General features: G+C 46.0%; 18 protein-coding genes and 1 riboswitch. Of the genes, 10 read left to right on the top strand and 8 right to left on the bottom strand.

The features are described from left to right. Positions 1 to 214: 214 nt before the first annotated feature. The 3 genes from U9Q77_13005 to U9Q77_13015 all read right to left on the bottom strand — a co-directional run bounded on the left by U9Q77_13005 (position 215) and on the right by U9Q77_13015 (position 5,915). A complete protein-coding gene (locus U9Q77_13005; GenBank protein MEA3288274.1) occupies positions 215 to 2,035 on the bottom strand; it encodes a hypothetical protein in 1,821 nt (606 codons plus the stop codon). Positions 2,036 to 2,282: 247 nt separating this feature from the next. Next, positions 2,283 to 2,732 carry a hypothetical protein gene (locus tag U9Q77_13010; GenBank protein ID MEA3288275.1) on the bottom strand — a complete coding sequence of 150 codons (450 nt, stop codon included), beginning with the start codon at positions 2,730 to 2,732 and terminating at the stop codon, positions 2,283 to 2,285. 207 nt (positions 2,733 to 2,939) lie between these two features. After that, positions 2,940 to 5,915 (bottom strand): PEP/pyruvate-binding domain-containing protein, encoded by a 2,976-nt coding sequence (locus tag U9Q77_13015; GenBank protein MEA3288276.1) that lies wholly within the window; start codon positions 5,913 to 5,915, stop codon positions 2,940 to 2,942. Positions 5,916 to 6,059: 144 nt separating this feature from the next. On the opposite strand from U9Q77_13015, the gene U9Q77_13020 reads away from it, so the two are divergent. The 10 genes from U9Q77_13020 (at position 6,060) to U9Q77_13065 (ending at position 15,629) form a co-directional block, all read left to right on the top strand. Next, on the top strand, positions 6,060 to 7,154 hold the full coding sequence (locus U9Q77_13020) for an alanine dehydrogenase (GenBank protein MEA3288277.1): 1,095 nt from the start codon (positions 6,060 to 6,062) through the stop codon (positions 7,152 to 7,154). Then, entirely contained in the window at positions 7,154 to 8,452 is a 1,299-nt protein-coding gene (locus tag U9Q77_13025; protein MEA3288278.1) for an acetyl-CoA hydrolase/transferase C-terminal domain-containing protein, read from the top strand. The genes U9Q77_13020 and U9Q77_13025 overlap by 1 nt, the downstream gene beginning before the upstream one ends. A gap of 164 nt (positions 8,453 to 8,616) precedes the next feature. Beyond that, entirely contained in the window at positions 8,617 to 8,985 is a 369-nt protein-coding gene (locus U9Q77_13030; protein MEA3288279.1) for a ferredoxin family protein, read from the top strand. 3 nt (positions 8,986 to 8,988) lie between these two features. After that, complete coding sequence (locus tag U9Q77_13035; protein MEA3288280.1) at positions 8,989 to 10,047, top strand: 3-methyl-2-oxobutanoate dehydrogenase subunit VorB; 1,059 nt, start codon at positions 8,989 to 8,991, stop codon at positions 10,045 to 10,047. Continuing rightward, complete coding sequence (locus U9Q77_13040) at positions 10,044 to 11,477, top strand: 2-oxoacid:acceptor oxidoreductase family protein (GenBank protein ID MEA3288281.1); 1,434 nt, start codon at positions 10,044 to 10,046, stop codon at positions 11,475 to 11,477. Before U9Q77_13035 ends, U9Q77_13040 begins: the two co-directional genes overlap by 4 nt. A 151-nt stretch (positions 11,478 to 11,628) precedes the next feature. Continuing rightward, positions 11,629 to 12,090: a universal stress protein gene (locus tag U9Q77_13045; GenBank protein ID MEA3288282.1), complete on the top strand. Its 462-nt coding sequence runs from the start codon at positions 11,629 to 11,631 to the stop codon at positions 12,088 to 12,090. A 280-nt stretch (positions 12,091 to 12,370) separates the two neighbouring features. Then, positions 12,371 to 12,952 (top strand): HD domain-containing protein, encoded by a 582-nt coding sequence (locus U9Q77_13050; GenBank protein ID MEA3288283.1) that lies wholly within the window; start codon positions 12,371 to 12,373, stop codon positions 12,950 to 12,952. Between the two features lie 107 nt (positions 12,953 to 13,059). After that, positions 13,060 to 14,439 carry a sodium:proton antiporter gene (locus U9Q77_13055; GenBank protein ID MEA3288284.1) on the top strand — a complete coding sequence of 460 codons (1,380 nt, stop codon included), beginning with the start codon at positions 13,060 to 13,062 and terminating at the stop codon, positions 14,437 to 14,439. Positions 14,440 to 14,462: 23 nt separating this feature from the next. Beyond that, entirely contained in the window at positions 14,463 to 14,855 is a 393-nt protein-coding gene (locus U9Q77_13060; protein MEA3288285.1) for a hypothetical protein, read from the top strand. Positions 14,856 to 15,062: 207 nt separating this feature from the next. Next, a complete protein-coding gene (locus tag U9Q77_13065; protein ID MEA3288286.1) occupies positions 15,063 to 15,629 on the top strand; it encodes a cob(I)yrinic acid a,c-diamide adenosyltransferase in 567 nt (188 codons plus the stop codon). A 33-nt stretch (positions 15,630 to 15,662) separates the two neighbouring features. Here the strand turns inward: U9Q77_13065 and U9Q77_13070 are convergent, their stop codons facing one another. From U9Q77_13070 to U9Q77_13090, 5 genes are all read right to left on the bottom strand, one after another. After that, complete coding sequence (locus U9Q77_13070; protein ID MEA3288287.1) at positions 15,663 to 18,659, bottom strand: M1 family metallopeptidase; 2,997 nt, start codon at positions 18,657 to 18,659, stop codon at positions 15,663 to 15,665. Next, positions 18,656 to 18,838: a hypothetical protein gene (locus U9Q77_13075; protein ID MEA3288288.1), complete on the bottom strand. Its 183-nt coding sequence runs from the start codon at positions 18,836 to 18,838 to the stop codon at positions 18,656 to 18,658. The genes U9Q77_13070 and U9Q77_13075 overlap by 4 nt, the downstream gene beginning before the upstream one ends. 90 nt (positions 18,839 to 18,928) lie before the next feature. After that, on the bottom strand, positions 18,929 to 20,503 hold the full coding sequence (locus U9Q77_13080; protein MEA3288289.1) for an amino acid carrier protein: 1,575 nt from the start codon (positions 20,501 to 20,503) through the stop codon (positions 18,929 to 18,931). A gap of 157 nt (positions 20,504 to 20,660) precedes the next feature. Next, complete coding sequence (locus U9Q77_13085; protein ID MEA3288290.1) at positions 20,661 to 21,989, bottom strand: FlgD immunoglobulin-like domain containing protein; 1,329 nt, start codon at positions 21,987 to 21,989, stop codon at positions 20,661 to 20,663. Positions 21,990 to 22,117: 128 nt separating this feature from the next. Continuing rightward, positions 22,118 to 24,241, bottom strand: coding sequence for a TonB-dependent receptor (locus U9Q77_13090; GenBank protein MEA3288291.1), 2,124 nt, complete (start codon positions 24,239 to 24,241; stop codon positions 22,118 to 22,120). A 27-nt stretch (positions 24,242 to 24,268) separates the two neighbouring features. Further along, positions 24,269 to 24,456, bottom strand: a riboswitch (cobalamin riboswitch). Positions 24,457 to 24,736: the final 280 nt, after the last annotated feature.

The raw sequence follows: 24,736 nt of genomic DNA on the forward strand, positions 1-24,736 counted from the left end.
TCTGCACTTAAAGTTCCTACCATAGCTATGGCTATGCCTGCCTATGCCGAAGTCGGTCTCCGCGCAGACAGGCTAAAAACTTGAAGCTTGATAAATGAAAAAATCACTTGAATTTATAGTGCACTTTAGAGATGCAATTGGTATAAAAGAGATTACTGCGGTCATTACATTCCCTCGTAAAGACGGCGGGAAGTGTGTTTTGAAAGTGAGCCGGTCAGGTGGTTGCTTGTTCCCCGATTCTGGCTTTGAAATTCTGATAGAATTCTTCCAGTCGCCGGGTTTGCACTTCTACAGCTTCACTGAGCGATGGGAGATTTTCCCCTTGATAAGCGACTTCCCGAGCTAATTGCCTACAAAAATCAAATCCTGCTTGCATGTTGTCATAGAAAGTGTGTAGTGCTTTCTGCTGTCTCAGGTTTTCCATAGCATCGTCAACCAGGGACTGAAAGTAGTCCACATAGAGCTGGATCTCCTTGGCAAACATGTGAGGCCGATCTTTGGATAGTAATTCCTTCCCGCGACCATAAATCTGATCCACCATTTCTTCTAATGAATAATAGCGATTGAACCAGGACAGATTTGGCCCTGGACAGATGGCCTGAGGGTGACGATCCGTGGCCTGAATACCCAGACTTATCAGAGCACCGTTACCCAAATGGTCACACAGACAGGTCTTTGCCAGAACTTTGGAAATTGCATCGTCCTTTTTAGATCCAGACTCAAAATTGGTATTGATCTCATCCAGCTTTAGCTCGATGTATTCAGAGGAGGCAGTACAAATAGGTTGTTCTGTAAATTCTGTGTTGGAAACCAAGAATCCTCTGGGGCAGGGTGAGCCGGGCTTGCCTTGAACATGGCGATCAATGGTCCATTTTTCTGATCCTGAGTTTCTCAGGTTATTAAAAGGAACTCCTAATGGTGAAGCCCCGCTAAGATAGAGGCTGTCATCGGTGGAGGTCATTAACTGCATCCGGGTGGGTGTATCAACTGGTGTTGCTTCGGGAACCAGCAGGAAAGGACTGGCCCAGCCGGTTCGGTCGATCCCAAAGCCTTTTTCCAGGCGCTGGACCTCGCCGTGATTGCCAATACCGCCCTGAACTGTAATCTCGGGGTGGTGCTCGAGGTTTGCCGGGTAATTCCAACTCATTTTTTCATAAAAACGTTTGATGATCGGTTGGAACTGGGTACCTAGTTCGTTCCGTTTTTCTTTGAAATCGTGGAGCAAAACCGGAAGTAGGTGTCCCGGTGAAGCAAACGCGTGTCCGCCGCAATTCAAGCCCGATTCTATGCGAAATTCTGAGATTTCCAGTCCTTTTTTGGCCATATAACGACCCTGGATCATTGCTGAACGAAAATCACTTACTTTTAAAATGATCTTCTTCTTGATCTCACCTTCATGATCCCGGTAAAAATCTTTGTATTTGGTCATATAGCCGTAGAGACTTTGATTTATCCCTGCCGAGAAGACCATGGCTGACTCAACCTTGCTTTTGGCGAAGCCCCTTAGAGCTGCTTTGGCATCTGAGAATTCTTCGCCCAGTGGTTTCCCGTGTTTATCCATATCGATGCGGTCAACTTTGACCATGATATTGACATCGATCCCACCCGGTTTCATTCTCTGGCTGAGCTCAGTGCCTATTTTTTCGCGTAGTTTGCCAGGTTCAGTTGCCAGCAGGTTTTGGTAAGCTTTTTTTAGGGCACTTGTATTGGGCAGCAAGTCAAAATAGCGTGATTTCTCATTTTGCTCAAAAAAGGGCAGAGACCGAACCCGCTCCATCTTCATTTCAACAATATCTTGAACCATATCCAGATATGCCGTAATGCGTTTAGCACGTCCATCGATGGCACGCATTGAGATTCGTTCATAGGGCAGATCGTACTGGTTGGTATAGTATTTCCTTAGTCGTTCGACCAGAAGATCATCAATAATGGAAATTACTGAGGTAATCCCCAGATGAGCCAAACGAATGGGAGTATCTATGGAATGACCCGTTCCCATGACCGGTATATGAAAATTATGAAGGGACTCTGACACGGAGAAACCTCTTTAGCATTAGATGTGTTAGTGCTTTCAAAACGACGACTTAAAGTCAAATTACTTCAAGGCTGACATTGGGTTAATACTAAACATGATTGCCTTGATTTCAATAAAAGAATCAAAACAGTTCATTAACAAAATACCTCTTTCATATTGGTCACGAAAATTCAGATAATTCTGGGGAATTACAAAAAAAGCCCCACCGTTTCAGGCAGGGCTTTCATAAAAGAGCAGTTCGCTGTGTTTAAAAGAAATAGCGGAATCCAAAGGCTCCGCCAAAACCTAGACCGCCGCCTCCGAGGATATGCAGAGTCGGAGTGCTTTCCAGAAAAATATCCACAGGAAATGAAGAGACATAGTAGCTGACTCCAACAACACCACGGACACTCAGATCAAACTCAGTGGTTTCATCAAAATTGTCATCAAAACCCGTATGGGTTCCCACGGCAACACCGGCACCATAATAGACTGGAGTAGGGGCGTCTGTGATATTCAGAACTTCAGGTTTGTGCAGTAGATAATCTGCCGCGATAGAGGAGCCCAGGTTCCAATGAACAGCAATGGCAGTTGATCCGTTCATCCAATATTTGCCGGTCAGACCATCTGTGGAAATACCCACACCAATTCCTGATCCCTGAGCATTCACTGAAACGACAAAAATAAGACTTAGCATTACAATAATTAGTTTACGCATGTTGATTTTTCTCCTTGTTCAACTTGACAGCCAACCTAATTAATTTTGGCGGTTACTCAATATAGAAATTAGTGACAAGTGACGGGTGACGAGTGATGGGTGACGAGTGATGGGTGACGAGTGATGGGTGACAAGTGATGAGTGACGAGTGGCAAGTGGTGTGTATGAGTTACTGGAAATCTGGAATTGAACAGGTTAAAGGCCGGTTCAATCTTCAGCACTTGTATCACAACAACCGGGACGCCATACATGTCCCTTGCCTCGAATGCCGTCAACCTGGATGATAAATGGACGTTCGAAATGAAAATGTTTCAAATACACCATTTCAGTGAGAGGTGTTTGAGCATTGAACCACTCGTGATTTATATTTGTTTCGAGTTTGTGCGGGGGAATGGTAAAATAGCTGATACCCAGTGACGTAATATTCTGAAAAAAGTGACTGCCAAAGGAAGGCTCCACATAAAGATCGGGTAGTCCCACTTCCACAATGGAACGGGCATTTGATATGAAATTCCAATTCACCGGGATACCCAACATTGGATCAGCGGTTCCCCAGCGCCCCGGTCCCACCAGCAAATATGGCTTATCAGGACTGAATTTGCGATTTATCTCACGTAGTTCCTGGGCTATCTGCCGACTTTTAAGAATATCGAATATATCAAGATCGATATATATCAGATCACGAATTTCTATATTGTCCCCGTTACCCAGGCATATTTCACTCCTGAGCAGTTCATCTCCTTTTTTGGCCAGTTCCACATCTACCAAATGAGGTCTTTCAAAGGTAACCATGGGTCGAATCTGCAAGATCGATAGCTCAGCCGGGTCTTCTGATGTTTCAGGCAAGTTGACAGCGAACTCCATCTCAACTTCACAGCCCATGCCCAACTTTCCGAATTCCATCAGATCAGCCAAAATATTGGCTAAGGGGAGGCTCTTCCATTTTAGAATATTGGCAAAGGTGATGATGCGAGGACCTTTTTCGAACAGACTTTCACGAAAACGTCCGTCCTGAAAGGAATACACGCTGGCAATCTGTTCCAGGCTGCCGTGTTCCTCTGCTGTTTTCAGATCAAATTGAGTGAGATTTGAGTTTTCTCCATGTGCTAAAGGGAGGTCACAATCTGTCATCTCCAGAGCGTAGAAATGACTCTGGCTATTATTAAGGATAGATTGCTGATTGAAGAATTGCGGGAGTACATCAGGTCTTTTGGGATTGAATTTGAGTGCTCTTTCACCATTGACCACTGTTCGTCCCAGACCCAAACACATGGTTACCATGCCTTCCTCACGCAACATGGAGCCCTGGGGGTAGTAATTCAAAGTTTGAATCACTCCTGAAAAACTTGGATAGTAGTACTCATCGTATTTACGTCCGGTCAAGTGTTGGATCACCACTGCCATTTTCTCATCTTCCGGGCGATTCCCGGTAGACGTGAGATAAGCGATGGCTTCCCGATGAAATCCGGATGCATAAACCAACTTGATAGCTTCCATGAGCTGAAATATTCGAGTATCGAGAGCTGGCGCACAATTGGGGAGCATGTAGGTGCTATATATCCCGGCAAAAGGTTGAAAAAGGGAATCCTCCAAGAGGCTGGAAGAACGAACTGCCAGTGGTCCAGAGTGATTCCCCAGATAGGCATGCAATTGTTCAGTAAAATTACCTGGAAAAACTGCTTTTCGAAAAAGATCATCGATCTCTTTATTTGATTGAGCAGCGAGTGCTTTTAACCTCAGATTATTGATGTCCAGAAAGCGATCAAAGATATCGGTGGCGATAACAGCAAATTGAGGGACGTCCACTTTGATATCGGTGTACTCACGGCTGAAATCAAAACGACGCATATGGGCACTCAAGAATGCCAGGCCGCGCGCTTTTCCACCAATGGATCCACCACCGATCCTGACTGCTTTAATAGAGGGGTCATAAGTGTCGATATTAAAGTAACCAATCTTGTCAAATCGATGTCTGGCGCGATGACTCTCAATGGCCTCTAACAGGATGTCACGAAAATCTTCCGGGTTTTCAAAATCCTCAATATTGATCGGTTTTAAATAGTCTGCCAGATCGAAATGCCCTCGAACTGCCAGCCAATTTGAAAAATGATCTCGCCGGGCATGGTATCTGATGCTTTGCATGGGAACGGAGGACAGGGCTGCGGACAATGCATTCAAGTGCCGTACTTTGGTGATGGTCTTGCCCTCTTTAGTGCCGAAAATAAGATCACCGAACCCACAATGACGCATCGTGAAATCCTGAAGGCTTTGAATCAGATGGGGTGAGTTCTTATCCAGAAAGTAAGCACCGAGTTCCAGCGCTGTTACTTCATTTTCGCCCTCCATGGACTGCATCATGACCGGCATGCTGGGATTCTTCTTCTGAACGATCCTGATAAATTTTGCACCTGCTTTTGGGTCCAGGATCCCATTTCTGGGGTAACGCACATCAGTGATCACTGCAAGCATGTGATTTTTGTATTTCCGATATAACGCTGTAGCCTCCTCAAATGTGGTGGCCAGGAGAATCTTAGGTCGTGAGCGCATGCGGAGTAATCGCAATTCGTCATTGTATTCATTTTTCATCAATTTGTGGGTGGTATTGATGATTACGCGATAGAGCATTGGTAGGAAAATCGAGTAGAATTTTGGAGAATCTTCAACGACAATGATAGCCCGGACACCGCCCTTGAGAATATCCCTGGGGGCATTCATCCTATCTTCGATGTATTTGATGATGGCGGTGAAAATATTGGAATCACCGTGCCAGATGAAGGCTCTATCTATTCCGGAAAGGTTGGCGACCCCTTGGGTTGCCCATTCATATTCGCGACGATTTGAGGCCAACAGAATCACGGGAATAGAAGTATGCTTCTTCTTGATTTTTTGCCCGAGTTGAAAGGGATCCATATCTGAAATACGGGTCATGGTGATCACCAGATCATAATGTCGCGCCCTGAGTTTTCTCAGGGCATGGTCTCCGGTTGAGACCCTGGTGATCCGAGGAGCACTGGAGAGATTCATGTCCTGATATTCAGTGAAGATCATTTCACCGAGACGCCCATCTTCTTCCAGTTTAAAGGCATCGTAAAGGCTTGATATGAGCAGGATCTCATGCACCCGATTCTGCATCATATCTCTAAAACCTGGTCGCTGTTTGAGGGGCAAAACTTTTTTAAACATGGAAGAACTTAATTAATATTTTAAGAGTCGGGCTATTGAAACTGATATTGAAGGATTTGTTAGCGGTATTACTCAACCATGTTGGCATGTTGTTTGTTCTAATTAATTTATGATTGAAATGGTTGCAAAATGTGGGAGCATGTTATGAACTTTGGTATTCTCCATGAAAGTCGTTTGAATGAAAAGCGGGTTTGTGTAACGCCCAATGGTGCCAAATCATTGATCAAACGGGGGCATACTGTTTTTGTAGAGTCTGGTGCCGGAGATGCCAGTGGCTTTTCAGATCAACACTATCTTGAGAGAGGGGCTCAGTTGGTCTTTGATCATGAAGAACTCTATGGGCGTTCTGATGTGTTGCTTAAAGTGCTTCCTGTTACTGCCGAATCTCTGGAATGTATGCAGCAAGGTCAAACTGTTTTTTCTTTTCAACATCTTTCGGTGAGTTCAGAACAAGTATTTAAAGGTTTGATCGATAAAAAGATCACGCTGGTAGGGATGGAGATCATGGAAGAAGCAGATGGTTCCAGACCTATTCTCACTATTATGAGTGAGCTGGCGGGACAAATGGCTCCCATCATTTCCGGTAATTATCTGGGGCGGGATCCCATGGGTCGCGGTGTGCTGCTTGGTAGTGTTCCGGGTGTAGCACCTGCCTCGGTTGTAATAATTGGGGCGGGGCAAGTCGGAGCAAGTGCAGCAAAAGCATTTGTAGGGCTGGGAGCCCAGGTGCATGTACTGGATCGTAACCTGGATCAGCTTCGCCGGCTCCGGGAGTTGCTGGGAGACCAAGTGACAACGATCTATGCCAATCAGTCTGCAATTGAAAATAGCCTGAAGTTCGCTGACGTAGTTGTGGCAGCCATTCTGGATCGAGGTGGATTGACCCCCCATGTGATTACCCGTGAAATGGTTAAGAAAATGAAGCATCTGGCTGTTCTGATAGATTATTCTGTGGATGAAGGTGGTGCCAGTGAGACAACCCGTCCAACCCAACTTGCTGATCCAGTATATATAGATGAGGGCGTGATCCACTATTGTATACCCAATATTACATCAGGGATCAATCGAACCACTTCGATCGCATTGAGCAATGTGCTTTCAAAATATCTGAATCAAATTGCGGAGTTGGGAGTTTCCAAGGCTATCAAGGAGTCTTTTGCCTTGAAGAAGGGGCTTTACACACTCGAGGGACGCAACATGCAGCCAGTTCTTAATCGAAGATTTGGGATCAAGATATAATGACATGGGTTAACCAATATCAATCCCGGATCGGGACTCCTGAAGAGGCTATGTCCCTGATCAAGTCAAGAGATTCGGTGTATTTACACGCTGGTGCGGCAACCCCGCAGATATTTGTAAATGCTTTCAGTGAAAGAGTGATGCAATTAGAGGGAGTGGTCATCAGTCACATCCTGAGTCTGGGAAATGCCAAATATGTCACGCCTGAGATGGAAGGTCATGTGCGTTTGAACTCCCTCTTCACCGGAACAAATGTCAGAGAGGCAGTGAATGCCGGTCGGGCAGACTGGACACCCATATTTCTATCTGAGATTCCCGGGCTGTACAAGAATGGTCATATCCCGGTGGATGTAGCCATCATACATATCAGCCCGCCTGATTCACATGGGTTTTGCAGTTTTGGGGTAAGCACAGACACGACCATTGCCGCCTGTAAGGTAGCAAAAACCATTGTTGCCATGGTTAATCAGCAGATGCCCCGGGTGCATGGTGATAATTTTATTCATGCTTCCAAGCTGGATTTCATTGTTGAAGCAGATGAGCCGTTATTTCAGGCACCGAAAGTCGCATTATCTGAGCGCCACATGCAGATCGGTAAGTACATTGCCAGTCTTATCGAAGATGGATCCACCCTGCAGATGGGGATTGGAGCTATTCCCGATGCAACCCTGCATTATCTGAAAGACAAAAGGAACCTGGGTATTCATACAGAAATGTTCAGTGACGGGGTTGTGGAATTGGTCGAATCCGGTGTGATAAATGGCGAAGAGAAGACCCTGCATCCGGGAAAAGTAGTATCCAGCATTGTAATGGGTTCTCAACATGTCTACGACTTCATTCACGAAAATCCGTTTATGGAGTTTCATCCGACAGATTATGTAAATGACCCCTACATTATTGCTCAGAATAGCAAAATGGTTGCTATCAATTCGTCAATAGAAATCGATCTTACCGGTCAGGTTTGTTCAGATTCAATGGGGCGAACGAACTGGTCAGGTATCGGAGGACAGGTTGATTTTATGCGTGGAGCTTCAAGAAGCAAGGGGGGTGTTCCCATTATCGCCATGCCGTCCACTGCTAAAAGGGGAACTCAATCCAGGATCGTTCTGGATCTTAAACCGGGTGCTGCCGTAACCACCAGTCGAGGTGATGTACACAATATCATTACAGAATTTGGGATAGCCCATTTGCACGGAAAAACATTGCGGGAACGGGCCAAGGCATTGATCGAGATCGCCCATCCTGATTTTCGAGAGGAACTGGAACGCCAGTCATTTGAAAGTAAACTGTTATGTTGACACTTCGACAGGCTCAGTGACCGATTCGACAGGCTCAGTGACCGATTCGACAGGCTTGGTGATTACTTGTTGAATTGTTCCATACATCACAATATTGTGAGTGGAGAAAAATACATGAAAAATAAATATAGAAGACACGACATAAATTTTAGGAGGTTCTAAATATGGCTAAGGCTCGTGGACTTGTTGCAGTTAACATTGAGGAATGCAAAGGATGCAATCTCTGCGTTGTAGCATGTCCGGTTGATGTTCTGCATCTTGCAGATAGTTTTAATTCACATGGATATAGTCCGGCTGAATACGATGGTGAAGGCTGTACAGGTTGTGGTGTATGTTATTATGCCTGTCCAGAACCAGGAGCTATCACTGTCTATAAAAACTGGGCTGAAGCTCAGGAAGCATATATATGCCAGACCAAACAGGTGCCGAGCAGGCTTGAAGTAAAGGACTCTGTTAAAGGGATTGCCATTTGTGAAGCCTGCGGTAAGGAAGTGATCTTAAGTAATTTCAGTAATCTTAGTTTTGCGGAGTAGAGCATGGCCAAACAATTTGTAAAAGGAAATGAAGCGATCGTCAAAGGGGCCATATTGGCCGGTTGTCGCGCTTATTATGGTTATCCCATCACGCCAGCAAGTGAGATCGCCCATGCGGCGGCTCTTTATATGCCCATGGTGGGAGGGACCTTTCTACAGGCTGAGAGTGAGATCGCAGCTATCAATATGGTTTATGGTGCCGCTGGAACCGGTATCCGGGCTATGACTGCCAGCTCCAGTCCCGGGTTCAGCTTGAAACAAGAGGGGTTATCATATCTGGCCGGCGCTGAATTACCCTGTGTCGTTGTGGATATCACTCGGGGAGGCCCCGGTCTTGGCAATATTGCTCCTGAACAAGCTGACTATCATCAGGTTGTCAAAGGCGGTGGCCACGGAAACTACAAAAACATCGTTGTTGCCCCCAATTCTGCTCAGGAAATGTGCGATCTGACCATGCTGGCCTTTGAGTTGGCTGACAAGTACCGGAATCCCGCAGTCGTTTTAGCTGATGGATTTATTGGACAGATGATGGAGCCGGTGGATTTCCCAGAGCCGGTCACTGAATTTGCTGAAAAAACCTGGGCTGTTCGTGGTGTGAATAGAGATCGTATGAATTTAGTAAGCTCCATTGAACTGGATCCGGATGACCTGGAACGTCACAATCAGAAATTACAGAGAAAATATGAGATCATTGCCAGTAACGATACACGCTATGAAGAATATCTGCTGGATGATGCTGAGTACGTAGTTGTGGGCTATGGTATTGTATCCCGATTGGTGCATACCGCCATCAATCAGTTGCGGGATGAGGGAGTCAAAGTGGGCTTGTTACGTCCCATAACTCTAATGCCCTATCCAACTGAAAGGTTGGCAGAATTGGCTGCTCTGGACCAAGTTAAAGCTTTTAGCGTCATTGAGTTAAGTAACGGTCAGATGGTTGATGATGTACGTCTGGCTGTGAATGGCACTAAACCGGTGGAATTCTATGGTCGTATGGGTGGGAACGTTCCATCTATTAAAGAATTGGTTCATGAGATCAAACGGATGATGAGGGTACTATGAGCGTCAAAATATTAGGAAAATCAAAAGGCTTCTACGACACCTACGAACGTCGTCCTGGAAGTAACAAAGAGCAAACTCATTATTGTCCGGGATGTGGTCATGGTATTCTCCACAAAATGATCACCGAAGCGTTAGTGGATTTCGATGTCGCTGAAAATATGATCTTTATCAGTCCTGTGGGTTGCAGTGTCTTTGCCTACTACTATTTTAATGCTGGTAATATTCAGGCTGCTCATGGACGTGCACCAGCAGTGGCTACCGGTGTCAAGCGGGCAATGCCTGAATCAATTGTCGTTTCGTACCAGGGTGATGGTGATCTGGCTGCCATCGGTGGGAATGAGATTCTTCACGCTGCCAATCGGGGCGAATCCATAACAGTTTTCTTTGTGAACAATGCAATTTATGGCATGACTGGAGGTCAGATGGCACCAACCACTCTGATCGGGCAGAAGACCACAACAACACCGTATGGCCGCACCCTGAAGAATGAGGGCTATCCCATAAAGATGGCTGAGATCATTGCCAGTCTGGAATCACCTGTCTATGTCGAGCGGGTCATGTTGGCTGACGTGCGCTCCAAAAATGCTGCTCGAAAAGCGGTCCGAAAAGGCATCAAGAATCAGATCGAGAAGAAGGGGTTCTCCTTTATTGAAGTCCTTTCGACCTGTCCTACCGGCTGGAAGATGTCTGCTCCTCAGGCAGAGGAATGGATCAAAACCACATTAGTCGAGAATTTCCCGTTGGGAGTGTACAAAGATATCTCTGACCAGGTTGAGCCCCTGGATCTGAGTCAGAACTTGGCCGCTCCAGAGAGAGTTCCCAAGCTGATCGGGCTGGAACAGGGCAAAATGGAATTTGATACTACTTCGATGAAGATCGCTGCTGAGATAGATCAGGAGATCAAGATTGCCGGGTTCGGGGGACAGGGGGTTCTGTCTCTGGGCGTTTGGTTAAGCGAGATCGGAATGCGTGAAGATCTGGAAGTAAGCTGGATCCCATCCTATGGTCCTGAGATGCGAGGCGGCACTGCCAACTGTCATGTGAAATTATCGCGAGCCAGTATCGGTTCGCCTCTGGTAACTTACCCCACAATTTTGGTTGCCATGAATCGACCTTCATTGGAAAAATTTGAGGATGATGTCGTTGAAGGCGGTGCCATTGTGTGGGACAGTGCTTTGATCGATAACGGACCGCAACGAAAAGATATTCAAAATATTCCGGTGCCGGCCACTCAGATTGCCAAAGATCTGGGGAATAGCAAAGTTTCCAACGTGGTACTGCTTGGTGTATTGGCCGGATTCTCAGATTTTCTTGATCCATTGGTGGTTCAGCAGGTTTTACCGATTATCTTTAAGAAGAAACACCTTTTAGAGATCAACTTGGTCGCATTCAAGAAAGGTCTCGAACTGGGGAGGGAACTGTCAACATAATTTTGCAAATATCACCATGAAGATCATGAAGTGAATGAAGAGAGAAACAATAATTTGCTTTCGGATCGATATTATGAGATGGTAGCAAAGATTTCTCAAAAGGACTTCTTGATGATCTTCATGACAAAAAGCAATCACAGAGGAGACTAAAATGCAGTTCAAAAAGATCCTGGTACCAACAGATTTTTCAGAATCAGCCAAATATGCTCTGCCATTTGCAGTAGATCTGGCAAAGAAGTATGCTGCTAGTCTGCATGTACTCCACGTAGTTGAGCCGATTGTAGCCCCGGTCGATTTTGCCTGGGGTACCTATAGTTATCCTGATATTGAGAAACAATTAAGTGGCTATGTGGATGAATCCCTGACCAAGATCATTGAGGAACAGATCCCAACTGAGATCGTCAGTGATTCAACCAGTCTGCATGGAAAACCATGGCGGGAGATCGTTTCATTTGCCCGGGATCAAAAAATGGATCTGATTGTCATGGCTACTCATGGTCTGAGTGGTTTGAGTCACGCTCTTTATGGATCGACAGCTGAAAAGGTGGTGCGTAAGGCACCTTGCCCCGTACTCATTGTTCGTCATCCTGATGTTAAATTTGAGATGCCTTGATAGTTTTTCACAGATAGCTTGCCTGTCGACCATTAAGCACCGGCATATCAATAGATACTTTAAGCATGGGTGATAGTTGTCAACATCTTGCATTAACTTTATAACATATCTGCAATCTCCTGTAATACAGTAACATAGAGGAATATTATGGTGCAGTATAGTATTGGCTTGAATTGTGTTGTTCATGAGATCAGGTTGAGCAGTATTCTGATGAATTAGATGCAAATCAGTTTAGCAATTACTGCCCTTTATAATATCTTCACCGCCTATGGATAATCACGTGACCGAACTGGAAACCGCCAAAATAATCTCAAGTCTGGAGCATGTCTATCAGCTGAAGTCCATACCCAGAAGTGGGTGGCTGCAGGCTGGTATTCCTGTTGCTGGAGTCGAATCGATCGCTGGTCATAGTTACGGCATGTCCATGCTGGTTCTTTATCTCCGGTCAGAACTGCAGACCAGAGGCGTTGATATTGAGCGGGTCATGCATATGGCTGTAATCCATGATATGGCTGAAGCTATTGTGGGTGACATCACCCCTCAGGATCAGATTGCTGTCTCAGAAAAGTTTGCTGCTGAATCAGCAGCGTTCGATGAAATAATAGACAGCGTGCGCGAAGGTGAATATTTTCGGGAGTTGTGGGATGAATTTGAATCAGGACAGACTCCGGAAGCGCAAGTGGTCAAACGGCTGGACAAGCTCGACATGCTGATCCAAGCTTATTATTATGAAAAGAAATATGAGGTTAACCTCGATTCATTTTGGAAAAATATGGATGATTTTTTTAAGGATAGTGAATCTGAGTCGATATATGATCATATACGGTTGAATCGATCTCAAACTAAAGGAAACAAGGAATGAGGATAATTGTACTTATTAAGTTGATATTGCTGACCTTCCTGGTCATCAGTCCAATTTTTGCTGAAGAAGCTGTTCATGTTGAAGAACAGCATGGCACAGAACATATCATGAGCCAGGCAAGTGAAGCCCATAGCGAGGCTCAGACTGAACATCACAGTGTTTTGCCACCCATCTGGCTGGTAGTGCCATTTATCATATTATTAATTATGATAGCCACCGGTCCTTTGTTCTTTCCCCATCTTTGGGAACATCATTATCCGAAAATAGCGATGACGTTAGGGACGATTGTGGCTCTCTACTATGGTTTTGCCATGGATCATGGAGTCCACAATCTGCTGCATACATTGGAAGAGTATATCTCCTTTATCGCGTTGTTGACCGCACTGTTTGTTGCCTCGGGTGGAATTCTCATCAAATTCAATATGACGGGTAAACCGCTGGCAAATGCGGCAATTCTGCTGGGGGGTGCCGTTCTATCCAACCTGATTGGAACCACAGGGGCTTCCATGTTATTGATCAGACCATTTATGCGCTTGAATGAGGGTCGCCTGAAACCATTTCATATCATATTCTTTATTTTTGTGGTGAGCAATATTGGCGGTGGACTGACTCCCATTGGTGATCCGCCGTTATTTCTGGGCTTTCTCAAGGGAGTACCCTTTTTCTGGGTGATCAGCAATGTCTGGCATATCTGGTTGGTCACTGTATTAGCTGTGGTCGGAGTGTTCGTAGCCTTTGATATGCGGGTTCCCAGTGGCAGTGCTCCTACAGGCGATGGTAAGGTTCTGGAAATTGTCGGTGCTAAAAATTTCTTATACCTGGGTGTTGTGATCCTGTCTGTCTTTATGGATCCAGCCGTTATCGAAGGTTTTCCAAGCTTGCAAAAGATGTTGCATGTGCCTTTTGGAATCCGGGAGATCATTATGTTTACCACGGCCTATCTGGCTTATCGAAATGGCAACAGGGAGGCTTTACGGGGCAATGAATTCAACTTTGAACCCATAAAGGAGGTCGCCTACCTCTTTGTGGGGATCTTTGCCACGATGATTCCGGCTCTTCAGTTGATCGGCGCTTATGCCAAGGAGCATGCTGCAGAATTCACAGTAACCCGATTTTACTGGCTTACTGGATCATTGTCTGGTGTGTTGGATAATGCCCCGACCTACTTGAATTTCCTGGCTGGTGCTCTTGGTAAGTTTGGTCTGGACATGGGGACGCTAAGTGATGTTCAACATTTTGTGGCAGGAACGCCTTCACCTGTGGCTGGTGACAGTTCATCGATCATCTACCTCATGGCCATTTCAATAGCTGCTGTCTTTTTTGGAGCCATGACCTATATTGGGAATGCACCAAACTTTATGGTGAAGAACATTGCTGAGCAGGCTGGTGTGGATGTCCCCAGTTTTCTTGGATATATCTTCAAATATTCGATTCCGATCCTGCTGCCGATCTTTTTGGTTGTTTGGTGGGTCTTCTTTAATCTTTAATCCGTTGGAGTAGGAGCATTACAATGAGTAAATCTATTCGTCAAGCCATCGAAGCTCAGGAGAAAGGCTTTCTGATCAAGAATTCCATATTCTTGCCCTTTCATATCGAACTGCTCAGTGTTTGGATAGGCAAAGATATGTCCCTTTTGTCAAAACCGAATACCCTGACTGACTTCAGTGATCAGAAAGGTGATATCCATATTCGTGAAGGGGAGAGTTACACAAACCTGATCTTTGTCCATTATAAGGAATTGAGGAAAGAGTATGGAAATTATAAGGGCCATATCATTCTCTATGGAACAGAACGGGGTGCCGACATCTTTGATAAGAGTCGGCGACATTATATCAAGTTGTCCCTGCATGATGATACCAACAATGTCTATATGGAATTGATCGACGATCCTTTCGATCTTTGATTTGAGGCGCAGGTACTGCAGTAGGATAAATTGAATTTTTAGCTGCAGGAGTTGTCGGCTTTTTAGCAATTGCGGTGGACTGGTGTGGGTTTTCAAACGCCTCAGTCTGACACCTGCAGATCGAAGAATCCCAACTTCAACGTTTGGCAATTTCGATCTGGCCAACTGTGGATTTAGCGTGCTGAAGTATTTTTAGGGATATGAATAATGAGACTTACTAAGATATACACTCGATCCGGTGACCAGGGAACCACACGATTAGCGAATGGGGAGGTGGTTGCCAAGGACTCTCTGCGAGTAACTGCTTATGGAGATATAGATGAGCTCAATAGCGCCCTGGGAGTGATACTCGCTCAAAAACCTGATCCAAAAGTAGCCGAGATACTATCTGCCACCCAGCATCATCTTTTCAACCTTGGAGGCGAGCTAGCTTCGCCAGAGATGATCTCCGGAATCGTATCGGAAGAGATGATCTCTACCATGGAGCAGGACATTGATAGTTTGAATGCCGAACTCCCCGTATTGGAAGAATTCATTCTGCCGGGAGGGACCCTGGCAGCCTCAGAACTGCACCTGGCACGTACAGTTTGCCGTCGGGCAGAACGGAGCATAATTACCCTGAGTCAGTCCGAAACAATTGCCCCTGAGATCATCAAATATGTAAACCGTCTCTCCGATCTACTCTTTGTCATGGCTCGCTATGAAAACCACTTGGGTGGAAACAACGAAGTTTACTGGAAAAACCCGAAGAAGATAACGCGCAGTTTGAAGTAAAATTGGTATAATAGACCCGTAACTGTCACTTGGCTAAATACCGATCCGAATAGAGCTTGTACTCATATCAAAGGCGATCTGGAACCGTTTCCAGTCCGTCTCAAGCTTGCCTGCCTCCAGACGAAGGGGGGTGTATATGAGTTGCAGAGGTCCCATTTTATAAATTGGTGACAGACTACCAATCATCTCCATGTCCGCATCGTTTTGATCCAGGGCCATGCCGATTCCAGTCAACAGACTCAGGGATTCCAGCTTGGGAATATCAATACTGATCTTTGCACCCAAAAGACCTTTGGTGCTGGGTGTCAGGAGGGTACTGTCAGCGTATGCATAGCCAGGTATGGTCAGATCAGAGCCATACAGTACCGTATGCCCGGGGGTGTACCAATCACCATTTCTGGAGAAGATCAGTTTGTTGTTCATCTCAGGATCAACATCTGTTGAGAAATAAAACCGTTCTTGGCCAGGTAGATCTCCCAAGCCAATGCCAGCAAAGATCGTGGTCCAGATGGAGCTCTTGCGGGAGATGCGCTTTTGATGTTTGAATGAGGCCTGGATCTTGGCGTAGGGCTTGCCATGTTGTCTGGCTCCCAGAGTTGTTTCGGTTTGAAATGATCGTTTCCATAGAGTCCGGCGTATTTTTTTTGTATAGGAGAGTTTGACTTTCAGAAATTGATCGACCTCCCATATTTGGGGATCGAGGTAACGGTATGTTTCATTGTCCATGACCAACTCCGGGTCAGATAGATCCTGAGCCAGGATAGAGAGCCTGATATTTGAATCATCATCAGCATATTTCAGATCGCGCTTTCGAAAATTGGTGCTGAGCTCTGCCAGTCGATAATACCAGTCGCTGGCAACTCGGGAATGGAAATAGAGCTCCCGTCCAGGCGCGGGGAACAGCTTTTTACCAATAGATGCTGTATATCCAGGTACTTTTGTGATGGGACCTACAAATACCCGTAAGTACCAATCGAGATGCCCCCAGGGGATCAGATTCTTGTGGTGCAGGATCAGGCCGGGAGAGATCAGATCAATTGAATCATACCAGATGTAAGGGATCACATTGATGATATAGTCAGCCCGGGGATTGAGGGCTAACTGGGCCAGGTCAAAATCCAGATTCACATTTTCATCATTATTGGATCGATCCACATCCAAAAGATCCAGATCGGGGTCCAGCAGAACATCCTGGACCGGGAAGTTGGTTTGGAACTGGAACACATCATGGTCACCAGTGGGATGAACCCAGGTAGTCTTGGTCTCATTATCCATTTTTCCACGAAGACCAATGGCAACGGGAGGGGCAAAGTCGCCGTGATTGCTTATCCTGACTGTAGTTTCGTAAGTAGTTCCCCGTGGTCTGCTGCTGAACGTGTTCAGGGCATAATCGATCTTCCCGGTTGAAGCCAACATATCATCGAAGTACCAGGAGAGATCTTCACCACTGATTTCTTCAAAAATCTGCCGAACATCCTCGGGTTGCGGATGTTTATAAGCCCAGCGATCGAAATATTCGTGCCAGATCGAATCCATGAGAGAATTACCCAGATACGCATGCAGAGATTCAGTTGACCGAGCCGCTTTCTTATAGACCATCATGCCATAGTTGAAATCAGAGAAAGCCTCGCTATGGAGATTGGGTGGCTGATCCAATTTGGACAGGGCACTCATATAATACGACAAGTCCTCAATGGCTCGTTTGGTGGCATCCTTGGCAAAATATCTCAATAGCGGATACCAGCCAGGTTCTTCCTCGTGAAGCGCCAGCATGTAGTCATCATGGTACTTTGCAGCCCAGTATCGATTCTCGGCATAGGAATTCAGGCCTTCATCCATCCAGGGGTATTCCCGCTCATTGCTGGCTGAGAGTCCGTAAAACCAATTGTGACCCACTTCATGCATGATGACCAATTCCATCATGGGCTGCATGCTGGAACTATTGATGAGGGTGATCATGGGGTACTCCATTCCGCCACCTGCCGAGAAATCACCATCCACCACGGTGGCATGTTCGTAAGGGTATTCCATAAAGGATTTGGAATAAAAGGTCACAGCATCTTCGATATAGATATTTGCTAATCGGTAATTTTTCAAATTTTTTGGAAGAGCGAAAGTCCAGGTTTGAAAGGACCGACCTGAGGGTAGCTCAACATCATTTTTGATGATGATAAAGCGTTTGTCAGCGAACCAGGCAAAATCATGTACATTTTCCTGTTTGAAGGTGATGGTTTTCAAGGTCTGTGAAGAACTTGGTTCTGCGTCCTTCAAATTTTTCAAACCCAGTAACTTGGGCTTGGGTTCCATTTTGAAGGAATCCAGATAAGTCGTGCCAATTTGCCCCAGTGAATCGCGCCAGGCCAACTCAGATGAATCCTGGAGGACTCCAGTAGCGGCCACCCGATAATTCTCCGGTAAAGTGATGGAGACTTCAAAATCACCCCATTCGCTGTAGAATTCACCCATATCCAGGTAGGACATGGGATGCCAGCCCTTGAGGTCATATACAGCTGGTTTTGGATACCATTGGGTTATTTCATAGTGGTGGTCAAAATGTCCTAGGCGTGAGAGGACATTGGGAACCTTGACAGTGAAATTCAGGTCAATGATCAACGTGTCACCAGGGGAAAGCACTTTATTCAGAAAGAATTTTGCCACATCCAGGGTATCCGCTGAGCGATACTCCCATTCCAGGGTTTGCTCCTCAGCAGTGACATCGCTGATCTCGATCCAGCCAAAAGAAGAGTCAGGCAAGAAGTGCATTTTAGTAGAGAAACTATTGAATTTTTGTTGTCCAAGAGCACTCCTGTTGTTTTTGTAGGCATTTGGCCAGAGGTGCATCCAGATAAAATGAAGACTATCAGGTGAGTTATTTATGTAGGTAATAGTCTCACTACCAGCGACCTGGTGCAGGGAATCTATCAGGGTAACATCCAGGTCATAAAGCACCTTTTGTTGCCAATAGTCAGCCGATAACAATACCGGAAACAGGATCAGATAGAACGTGAATGTCTTAATTTTTAATTTCATAAGTACTCCAGTTCTTTGCCCAGGGGGTCAGAGACAGTCCCACCGGCTTCTGTGACCATATCACGGGTACTCTTATAGGATATCTGGCGTTGGTTATTGCTCAATTTGACAATAAGGTCACCGGCGGCTTTGGCAATCTCACCGGCATCAATTATCAATTGGTCACGGAGTTTGTCCATGGGTGCCTCAGTGTAATGTGATCGTTTCTTTTACCCGGGCGGCGATTCGAATCACCGCCTGGTTTATAAAAAAGGAAACTGCTGATCGGTCTATTTATACGGTATATGCTCCTCGGCGAAATAATCATTGGTCATGCTCTTCAGTTTACGAGATAACAGGATTATAGCCAATAAATTGGGCAGTGTCATGAATCCAAGGGCTGCATCACCAAATTTCCAAACTGCCTCCAAACCAGCAATTCCTCCCAGAAAAACAAAGAAGACATACACATAGCGATAGGGCATGATGGCTTTGGGTCCAAATAAATATTCTGTTGAGCGGTCACCATAGAATGACCAGCTGATAGCAGTTGACAGGGCAAATAGCAAGATGGAAACCGTAATGATCTTGTCACCCCAACTGATCATCCAGCTCAATCCTTCCCTGAAAGCAAAAGAAGTTAACAGGCTGCTGTTCATCAACTCTTTTCCATCAAACACACCTGCTGCGATGATCGAATCTGCCAGAGTCGCATCCTGGACACTGATGCGTACAAAAAATTCGGTGTGTTCCCAGGCACCAGTGGAAATGATCGCCAGGCCGGTGAGGGTACAGATCAGGATGGTGTCGATAAAGGGACCCAGCATAGCCACAGCACCCTCACGAACCGGGTGATTGGTCTTGGCTGTTGAATGGGCAATTGCTGCACTTCCCTGACCAGCTTCGTTGGAGTATAAGCCCCGCTTGATTCCATGGAGCATGACCAACAGGACACCGCCACCGACACCCCCAGCCATGGCAGGTGGATTAATGGCCATCTTGAAGATCAATCCAAAGGATGCACCCAACTTGTCAAAATTGGCGAGTAGGATCAGTAGTACGGAAAAGACATATACACCAGCCATAATGGGAGCCAGGTAACCTGTGACTTTGCCAATTCGTTTGATCCCGCCAATGATCACCATGCCAACTAAAATGGCCATGATAAGACCATTCATGATCTGTTGGACAGAAACCTCAAAACCTTCAAAGATCAAGTGTTTCAGGGTTAACCAATGGGTAGTACCAACGACCTGGGTAACTTCAGAATAGATCTGATCTGAGACAGTGAATGACTGGATCGCGTTACCGGTTGCCATGGAACAGATCACTGTGAAGGCTGCAAAAGCGACTGCCAACCAGCGCCAATTTTGCCCAAGACCGTTTTCGATGGTATACATGGGGCCACCGGCTGTGTTGCCATTTACATCCATTTCCCGATATTTGAGCGCCAGTGTACTTTCGGCAAATTTGAGGGTCGTCCCGAAGAAAGCCGTGATCCACATCCACAGCAAGGCACCTGGACCACCATAATAAAGCGCGATACCAACACCGGCAATATTCCCAATTCCCACCGTCGCGGAGAGAGCCGTTGTCAGAGCGCGGAAATGGTTCAGGTCACCCTCATCCTCCGGATTGTCATAAATGCCCAGTGTTACTTTCACGCCATGCCAGAAGCGTTTAATTTGAGGAAAGCCAAGATAGACACTGATGTAAATACCAGTTCCCACCAGGGCCATTACCATAAATGGAACCGCTCGTTGAGAGGGGAAGGACCAGATTGCATCGAAGAAATCAATGCCAAACGCATAAAGAAAGAAACCAATTGTTGCAAAGGCCAGCAAACCGGCGGTAGAACGTTTCATAAATAAACCCTTCGTGTATGGAGCGCGGTGAACAAATATAGGGCTTATTTTAAAGCTATAGTGAAGCGGGAAAAGGAAAAACTTATGTCAATTTCAGCTATTTCCCCGGAGCTTGTGGTACAGGGCTGGACACTTCATCCAGGCTCAAGGTCCAGAGTTACTTGATCATATTCAGTTTAATGATGGATCGGTCCGAACCTGAACGCAATACGGCAAAGTAGATCCCACTGGGTACTATTTTGCCTGAAGCATTGGTTCCATACCAACTGAACTCATGTTTTCCCTGACCCAGATCAGCATTGAGGAGTGAGTTGACCAAACGACCCTGAGCATCAAAGATGTTCAATGATGTGTATCCTGCTTCTGGCAACTGGAAGGGAATACTGGTCGTTCCGTTAAATGGATTGGGGTAATTATTCCCAAGGACAAAAGCTGCTGGTACCAGATGGGATTCATCCAGAGAGACAACATCAGGATCATAATAGATCACATCACCAGGTAGAGCGCCCAAGGTGAGGATCCCCTGACTGGAACCGTCAGGTGCATAGACCAGTATTTGATCCGGTGCTACAAAATCGCTGGTGCCAAGGATCAACATTTCATTTTGGATCGAGAAAGAATAAAGGTCAGCTGTATTGCCAATACTACCTGACGTATTGAAACTGAGATCATCATTCAGAGGAACAATGGAATTCCCATAAATACGATAAGCCGTCTCATGAATGATGTCAATATCAGCACTGTAGTTGGTATAATAACCATGGTCAACTGAAAGGACTGCACCAGTGGCGATATCAATACGTGAGGTACCGCTGAAAGACTCCCAGGCATCGTTGTAATAAATCGATGTGACGTAGAGGAACCCATTACTCAATGCCATGGATCCTGGACCAGGCACTACTTCGTAACTCTCTATCACATGGGGAGATACAGTGCTTATATCAAGTCTAAGAATTTGATTATTGCTGGACAAGTCGGGGTGCATGATCATGGATACGAACAGGTCGTCGCCATCGATCAACAGTTGCTCAGGCAGACCGCCCAGCAGAAGCGTATCTACCGTTGTGTCAGTATTCAGATCAATGATGAGCAAGCCCCCTACATTCCAACTGCTGACAAAACCGCGTTCCAGCGACGGTTGAACAGCCATATAGCGGGGACTGGCGCTGGGCAATTCTATATCACCGAGGTGTTCATTGTTATTGGCCAGGTCCAGGATCCGGATCTCATGTGAATTATTCATAATGATGTACAATTTGTGATCGAAAAGAGTTAAGGATTGACCCACATCCCCGAGAGGATTTGTGCTTGTATTCCAGACCAGGGGACCATCAATACTTGAAATGCTTTCGTTGAATGACCAGAGAGATGAGTTTGCCTGACCATAATTTCCTTCACATAAAGCGAAGTAATTACCTGCCAGGGCAGGGATGGCAAAAATGATGATGAGTGCGGATAGAACTAAGGTGCGTCGGGTTGTTTTCAATTATGGCTCCTTTTTGAGTTTCTGAGTTCTGGAGTTCGGAGTCGCTTTGTTGGGCTTTGTGGCGACAAGAAAATTTTGTGGTGGGTTCTGTAAGCTGGGTGGTTTGTGTTATCAGAATTCATCATTTATCATTTAAATCTATAGGTTGCACTTAAACGAAAGGAACGCCCGGGCTCAGGATATCCGCGGATACTTTCATAACGGACATTGCCCAGATTGTCACCAGCTATTACCAGAGTAATATCACCAATATCTTCAAACCAGGTCCTGGCTACGCTCAGTGACCATAGTTCCGAGGCTTCCAGAATAGTATCTTCAGGATAATCATACATGCTGATCCGTTCTGAGACATAGTTATGCTGGAGATTGAATTCAAACGCATCAGGTGACCAGGTCAAGCCAAAGGCCGATGTCTGGTGTGGAGCATATCGAAGTGGTTTCTGTCTACTATGGTCCGTTGTGTGGATCAAACTCAGATGGGCAAAAGCCGATAATTGCCAGCGCTGGTGCTGGAATCGCCACATGGCTTTGCTGCTTTCTCTGGTAGCCGATAGGACATTGCCAGGCTGCCAATAAGAATGAACGGGCATCCACTGGATCAGATTTGTACTCTCTTTTTTCTGCCATTGAATGATCAGATTTCCCACGACCTGGAGATCAAGATGGATCTGCCCCGTCACTACCTCAGTTTCTTCAGGTTGGAGATCCGGATTACCACCGGGTTCCCAGAACTGATCGTTGAAGCTGGGATAGCGGTAACGTTCGCCTATGCTGGCAGCAATGAGGCTCATCGGACCCCAATGGAGTGGGATTCGGAGTTGTAGATCAGAGATGAATCGCTCATACAGGTCAGGACTATATTGATACTTTAAAGAGGGGACCAATTTCAGCCTGGTGAAGAACTGGATCGTTGGTGCCAATGATGCACCATAGCTAATTCTTGAATGGTCATTAGTCGTGCTGCTCTCGATCACATCCCAAACAAAGCTGACAGATGAAGCTACTGCCAGGTGCTTGCCATAGGGTTGTTCATCAGTTATTTCCAGACGGAAACTCTGCAGGTGATGGTCACTTTCCAGATTTAAATAGGGATTGGTGTAAACCTCTTGAGAGCGGCGCAAAGTAAAGTTGAAACGAGTATTTCCACTGGGACGGATCCAGCCCAGGGTTGAACCCAGCAACTGGAGCTGATCCTCACGATGGGAGATCGTATCAGGAGACCAGACCAGACCGGCAACACCTCGGGATTGCCAGGATCCCATGGCTGTCAGCTGCCAAAAAAGATCAGGGCGAAGCAATCCCCGGATTCTCAGTGCTGCAAATCGCTGTTCCAGATCATTATTTTGTCGATAGTTTTGTGTATCACTCCAAACCACAGGGTAATTGCCTTTTTCATGACGTTGCCCGATTTGCAGCGAAGTTTGGAAGTTGAAAATTTGCTTATTGAGGTTCACATCGTAGGCCAGATGACCAAAACTGCCTGCGCTTATGGACACATGGTTTTGCTGAGCACCTGCTTCCAGTTTAACAATCCCATCACTCCCGACGCTTCCGCTTTCAGCGATGTCATAGGGGCTGAATTGCATACTTTCCACAAAAGGCAGGGGTAACTGCGAGATATCAGCCTCCCCGTTTTGAGCAGAAGTGATATCAATGCCATTGACCAGAACCCGGGTGTGTGAGCTGGGTCCACCATCCATACTCAGTGTACTGATCCCGGCTGGACCACCGTAGGTTTTTATGGCTATCCCAGGAATTCGATTCAGCATTTTATTGTGATCCACAGTTCCAGTGCCCCTGGTTTTCGAATAGGTACTTAGAACAGCAATATCCCGGCTAGCGGGTGTTAGCATTCCAGCAACTACTTCTACCGCTTCCAGAGTCAGTACAGTTGGCACAAGTCTGATCTCGTTCAGGAGCAATAACTCGTTTGCAGAAAGGATCTTTTGCTCATATCCGATACGTTGGATCAGGATCGAATCATTGGCATAGATGGGTGCTGAATAACTGTATTCACCCGTTTCATCAGAAAGTAGAAATAACTCGGAATGCTTAAAAACCAGTGAAACATAGGGGATTGCATGTCCGTTCTGGTCTAGCGTATATCCGTGAATGAAGCAATTTGTGGTTGCGTTCATATTGCTGGCGAAAATTGAAGAAAGTGAGATGAACAGGATCCACAGGGCATAAAAAAAGCCCGGTCTCAAGGTGGGGCTATTGTCTGAATGGGTCCTGGTGCTCAGGCTGTTCATTCCGGTCCCTTTACTCGCGAAGGTTCATGGAGATTGAGTCCAAAACAAAAGTATCCTGACTTCCAGTTCATCCTTTGCAGACGCCTTCCCTCAATGCTGAAGTGGCTTGTGTCTACATCGTCCCTGGTTACAGTAGCGCGACTGTGCCCGACTTTCACGAGCTTCCTTGTGCTAAGAACTAATTACAAAAATCGCTGTTAGGTTATCCGAAAAATGGGGCGTTGTCAATTTATTTGTTTGGATGTTTGGATGTTTGGATGTTTGGAAGTTTGGATGTTTGGGGGTTTGGAGGTTTGGGGGTTTGGGAGTTGGAGCGGAAGGCCCCTGAGTGATCTGAGTGGAACGAAGATCGTATCGAAGGGCCGTGGATTGATAGATAAGCCTGTGCACTGGTATAGAAATTATAAATAAGGTTCATCCCCTAAATGCGTACCTCGTTAGTTGGATTGTCAGGAAGCTTTCATCTTTTACTCAGATCCACATTCCCTGAAGGGG

It is taken from the genome of Candidatus Neomarinimicrobiota bacterium (assembly GCA_034716895.1).
Lineage (GTDB): Bacteria > Fidelibacterota > UBA8477 > UBA8477 > JABMPR01 > JABMPR01.

What these genes read in the sequence shown, in the direction of transcription:
- U9Q77_13015 (MEA3288276.1), bottom strand. Translation starts at nt 5,915, where the DNA reads ATGTTTAAAAAAGTTTTGCCCCTCAAACAGCGACCAGGTTTTAGAGAT.
- U9Q77_13080 (MEA3288289.1), bottom strand. Translation starts at nt 20,503, where the DNA reads ATGAAACGTTCTACCGCCGGTTTGCTGGCCTTTGCAACAATTGGTTTC.
- U9Q77_13030 (MEA3288279.1), top strand. Translation starts at nt 8,617, where the DNA reads ATGGCTAAGGCTCGTGGACTTGTTGCAGTTAACATTGAGGAATGCAAA.
- U9Q77_13070 (MEA3288287.1), bottom strand. Translation starts at nt 18,659, where the DNA reads ATGAAATTAAAAATTAAGACATTCACGTTCTATCTGATCCTGTTTCCG.
- U9Q77_13035 (MEA3288280.1), top strand. Translation starts at nt 8,989, where the DNA reads ATGGCCAAACAATTTGTAAAAGGAAATGAAGCGATCGTCAAAGGGGCC.
- U9Q77_13025 (MEA3288278.1), top strand. Translation starts at nt 7,154, where the DNA reads ATGACATGGGTTAACCAATATCAATCCCGGATCGGGACTCCTGAAGAG.
- U9Q77_13060 (MEA3288285.1), top strand. Translation starts at nt 14,463, where the DNA reads ATGAGTAAATCTATTCGTCAAGCCATCGAAGCTCAGGAGAAAGGCTTT.
- U9Q77_13055 (MEA3288284.1), top strand. Translation starts at nt 13,060, where the DNA reads ATGAGCCAGGCAAGTGAAGCCCATAGCGAGGCTCAGACTGAACATCAC.
- U9Q77_13020 (MEA3288277.1), top strand. Translation starts at nt 6,060, where the DNA reads ATGAACTTTGGTATTCTCCATGAAAGTCGTTTGAATGAAAAGCGGGTT.
- U9Q77_13090 (MEA3288291.1), bottom strand. Translation starts at nt 24,241, where the DNA reads ATGAACAGCCTGAGCACCAGGACCCATTCAGACAATAGCCCCACCTTG.
- U9Q77_13045 (MEA3288282.1), top strand. Translation starts at nt 11,629, where the DNA reads ATGCAGTTCAAAAAGATCCTGGTACCAACAGATTTTTCAGAATCAGCC.
- U9Q77_13075 (MEA3288288.1), bottom strand. Translation starts at nt 18,838, where the DNA reads ATGGACAAACTCCGTGACCAATTGATAATTGATGCCGGTGAGATTGCC.
- U9Q77_13065 (MEA3288286.1), top strand. Translation starts at nt 15,063, where the DNA reads ATGAGACTTACTAAGATATACACTCGATCCGGTGACCAGGGAACCACA.
- U9Q77_13010 (MEA3288275.1), bottom strand. Translation starts at nt 2,732, where the DNA reads ATGCGTAAACTAATTATTGTAATGCTAAGTCTTATTTTTGTCGTTTCA.
- U9Q77_13040 (MEA3288281.1), top strand. Translation starts at nt 10,044, where the DNA reads ATGAGCGTCAAAATATTAGGAAAATCAAAAGGCTTCTACGACACCTAC.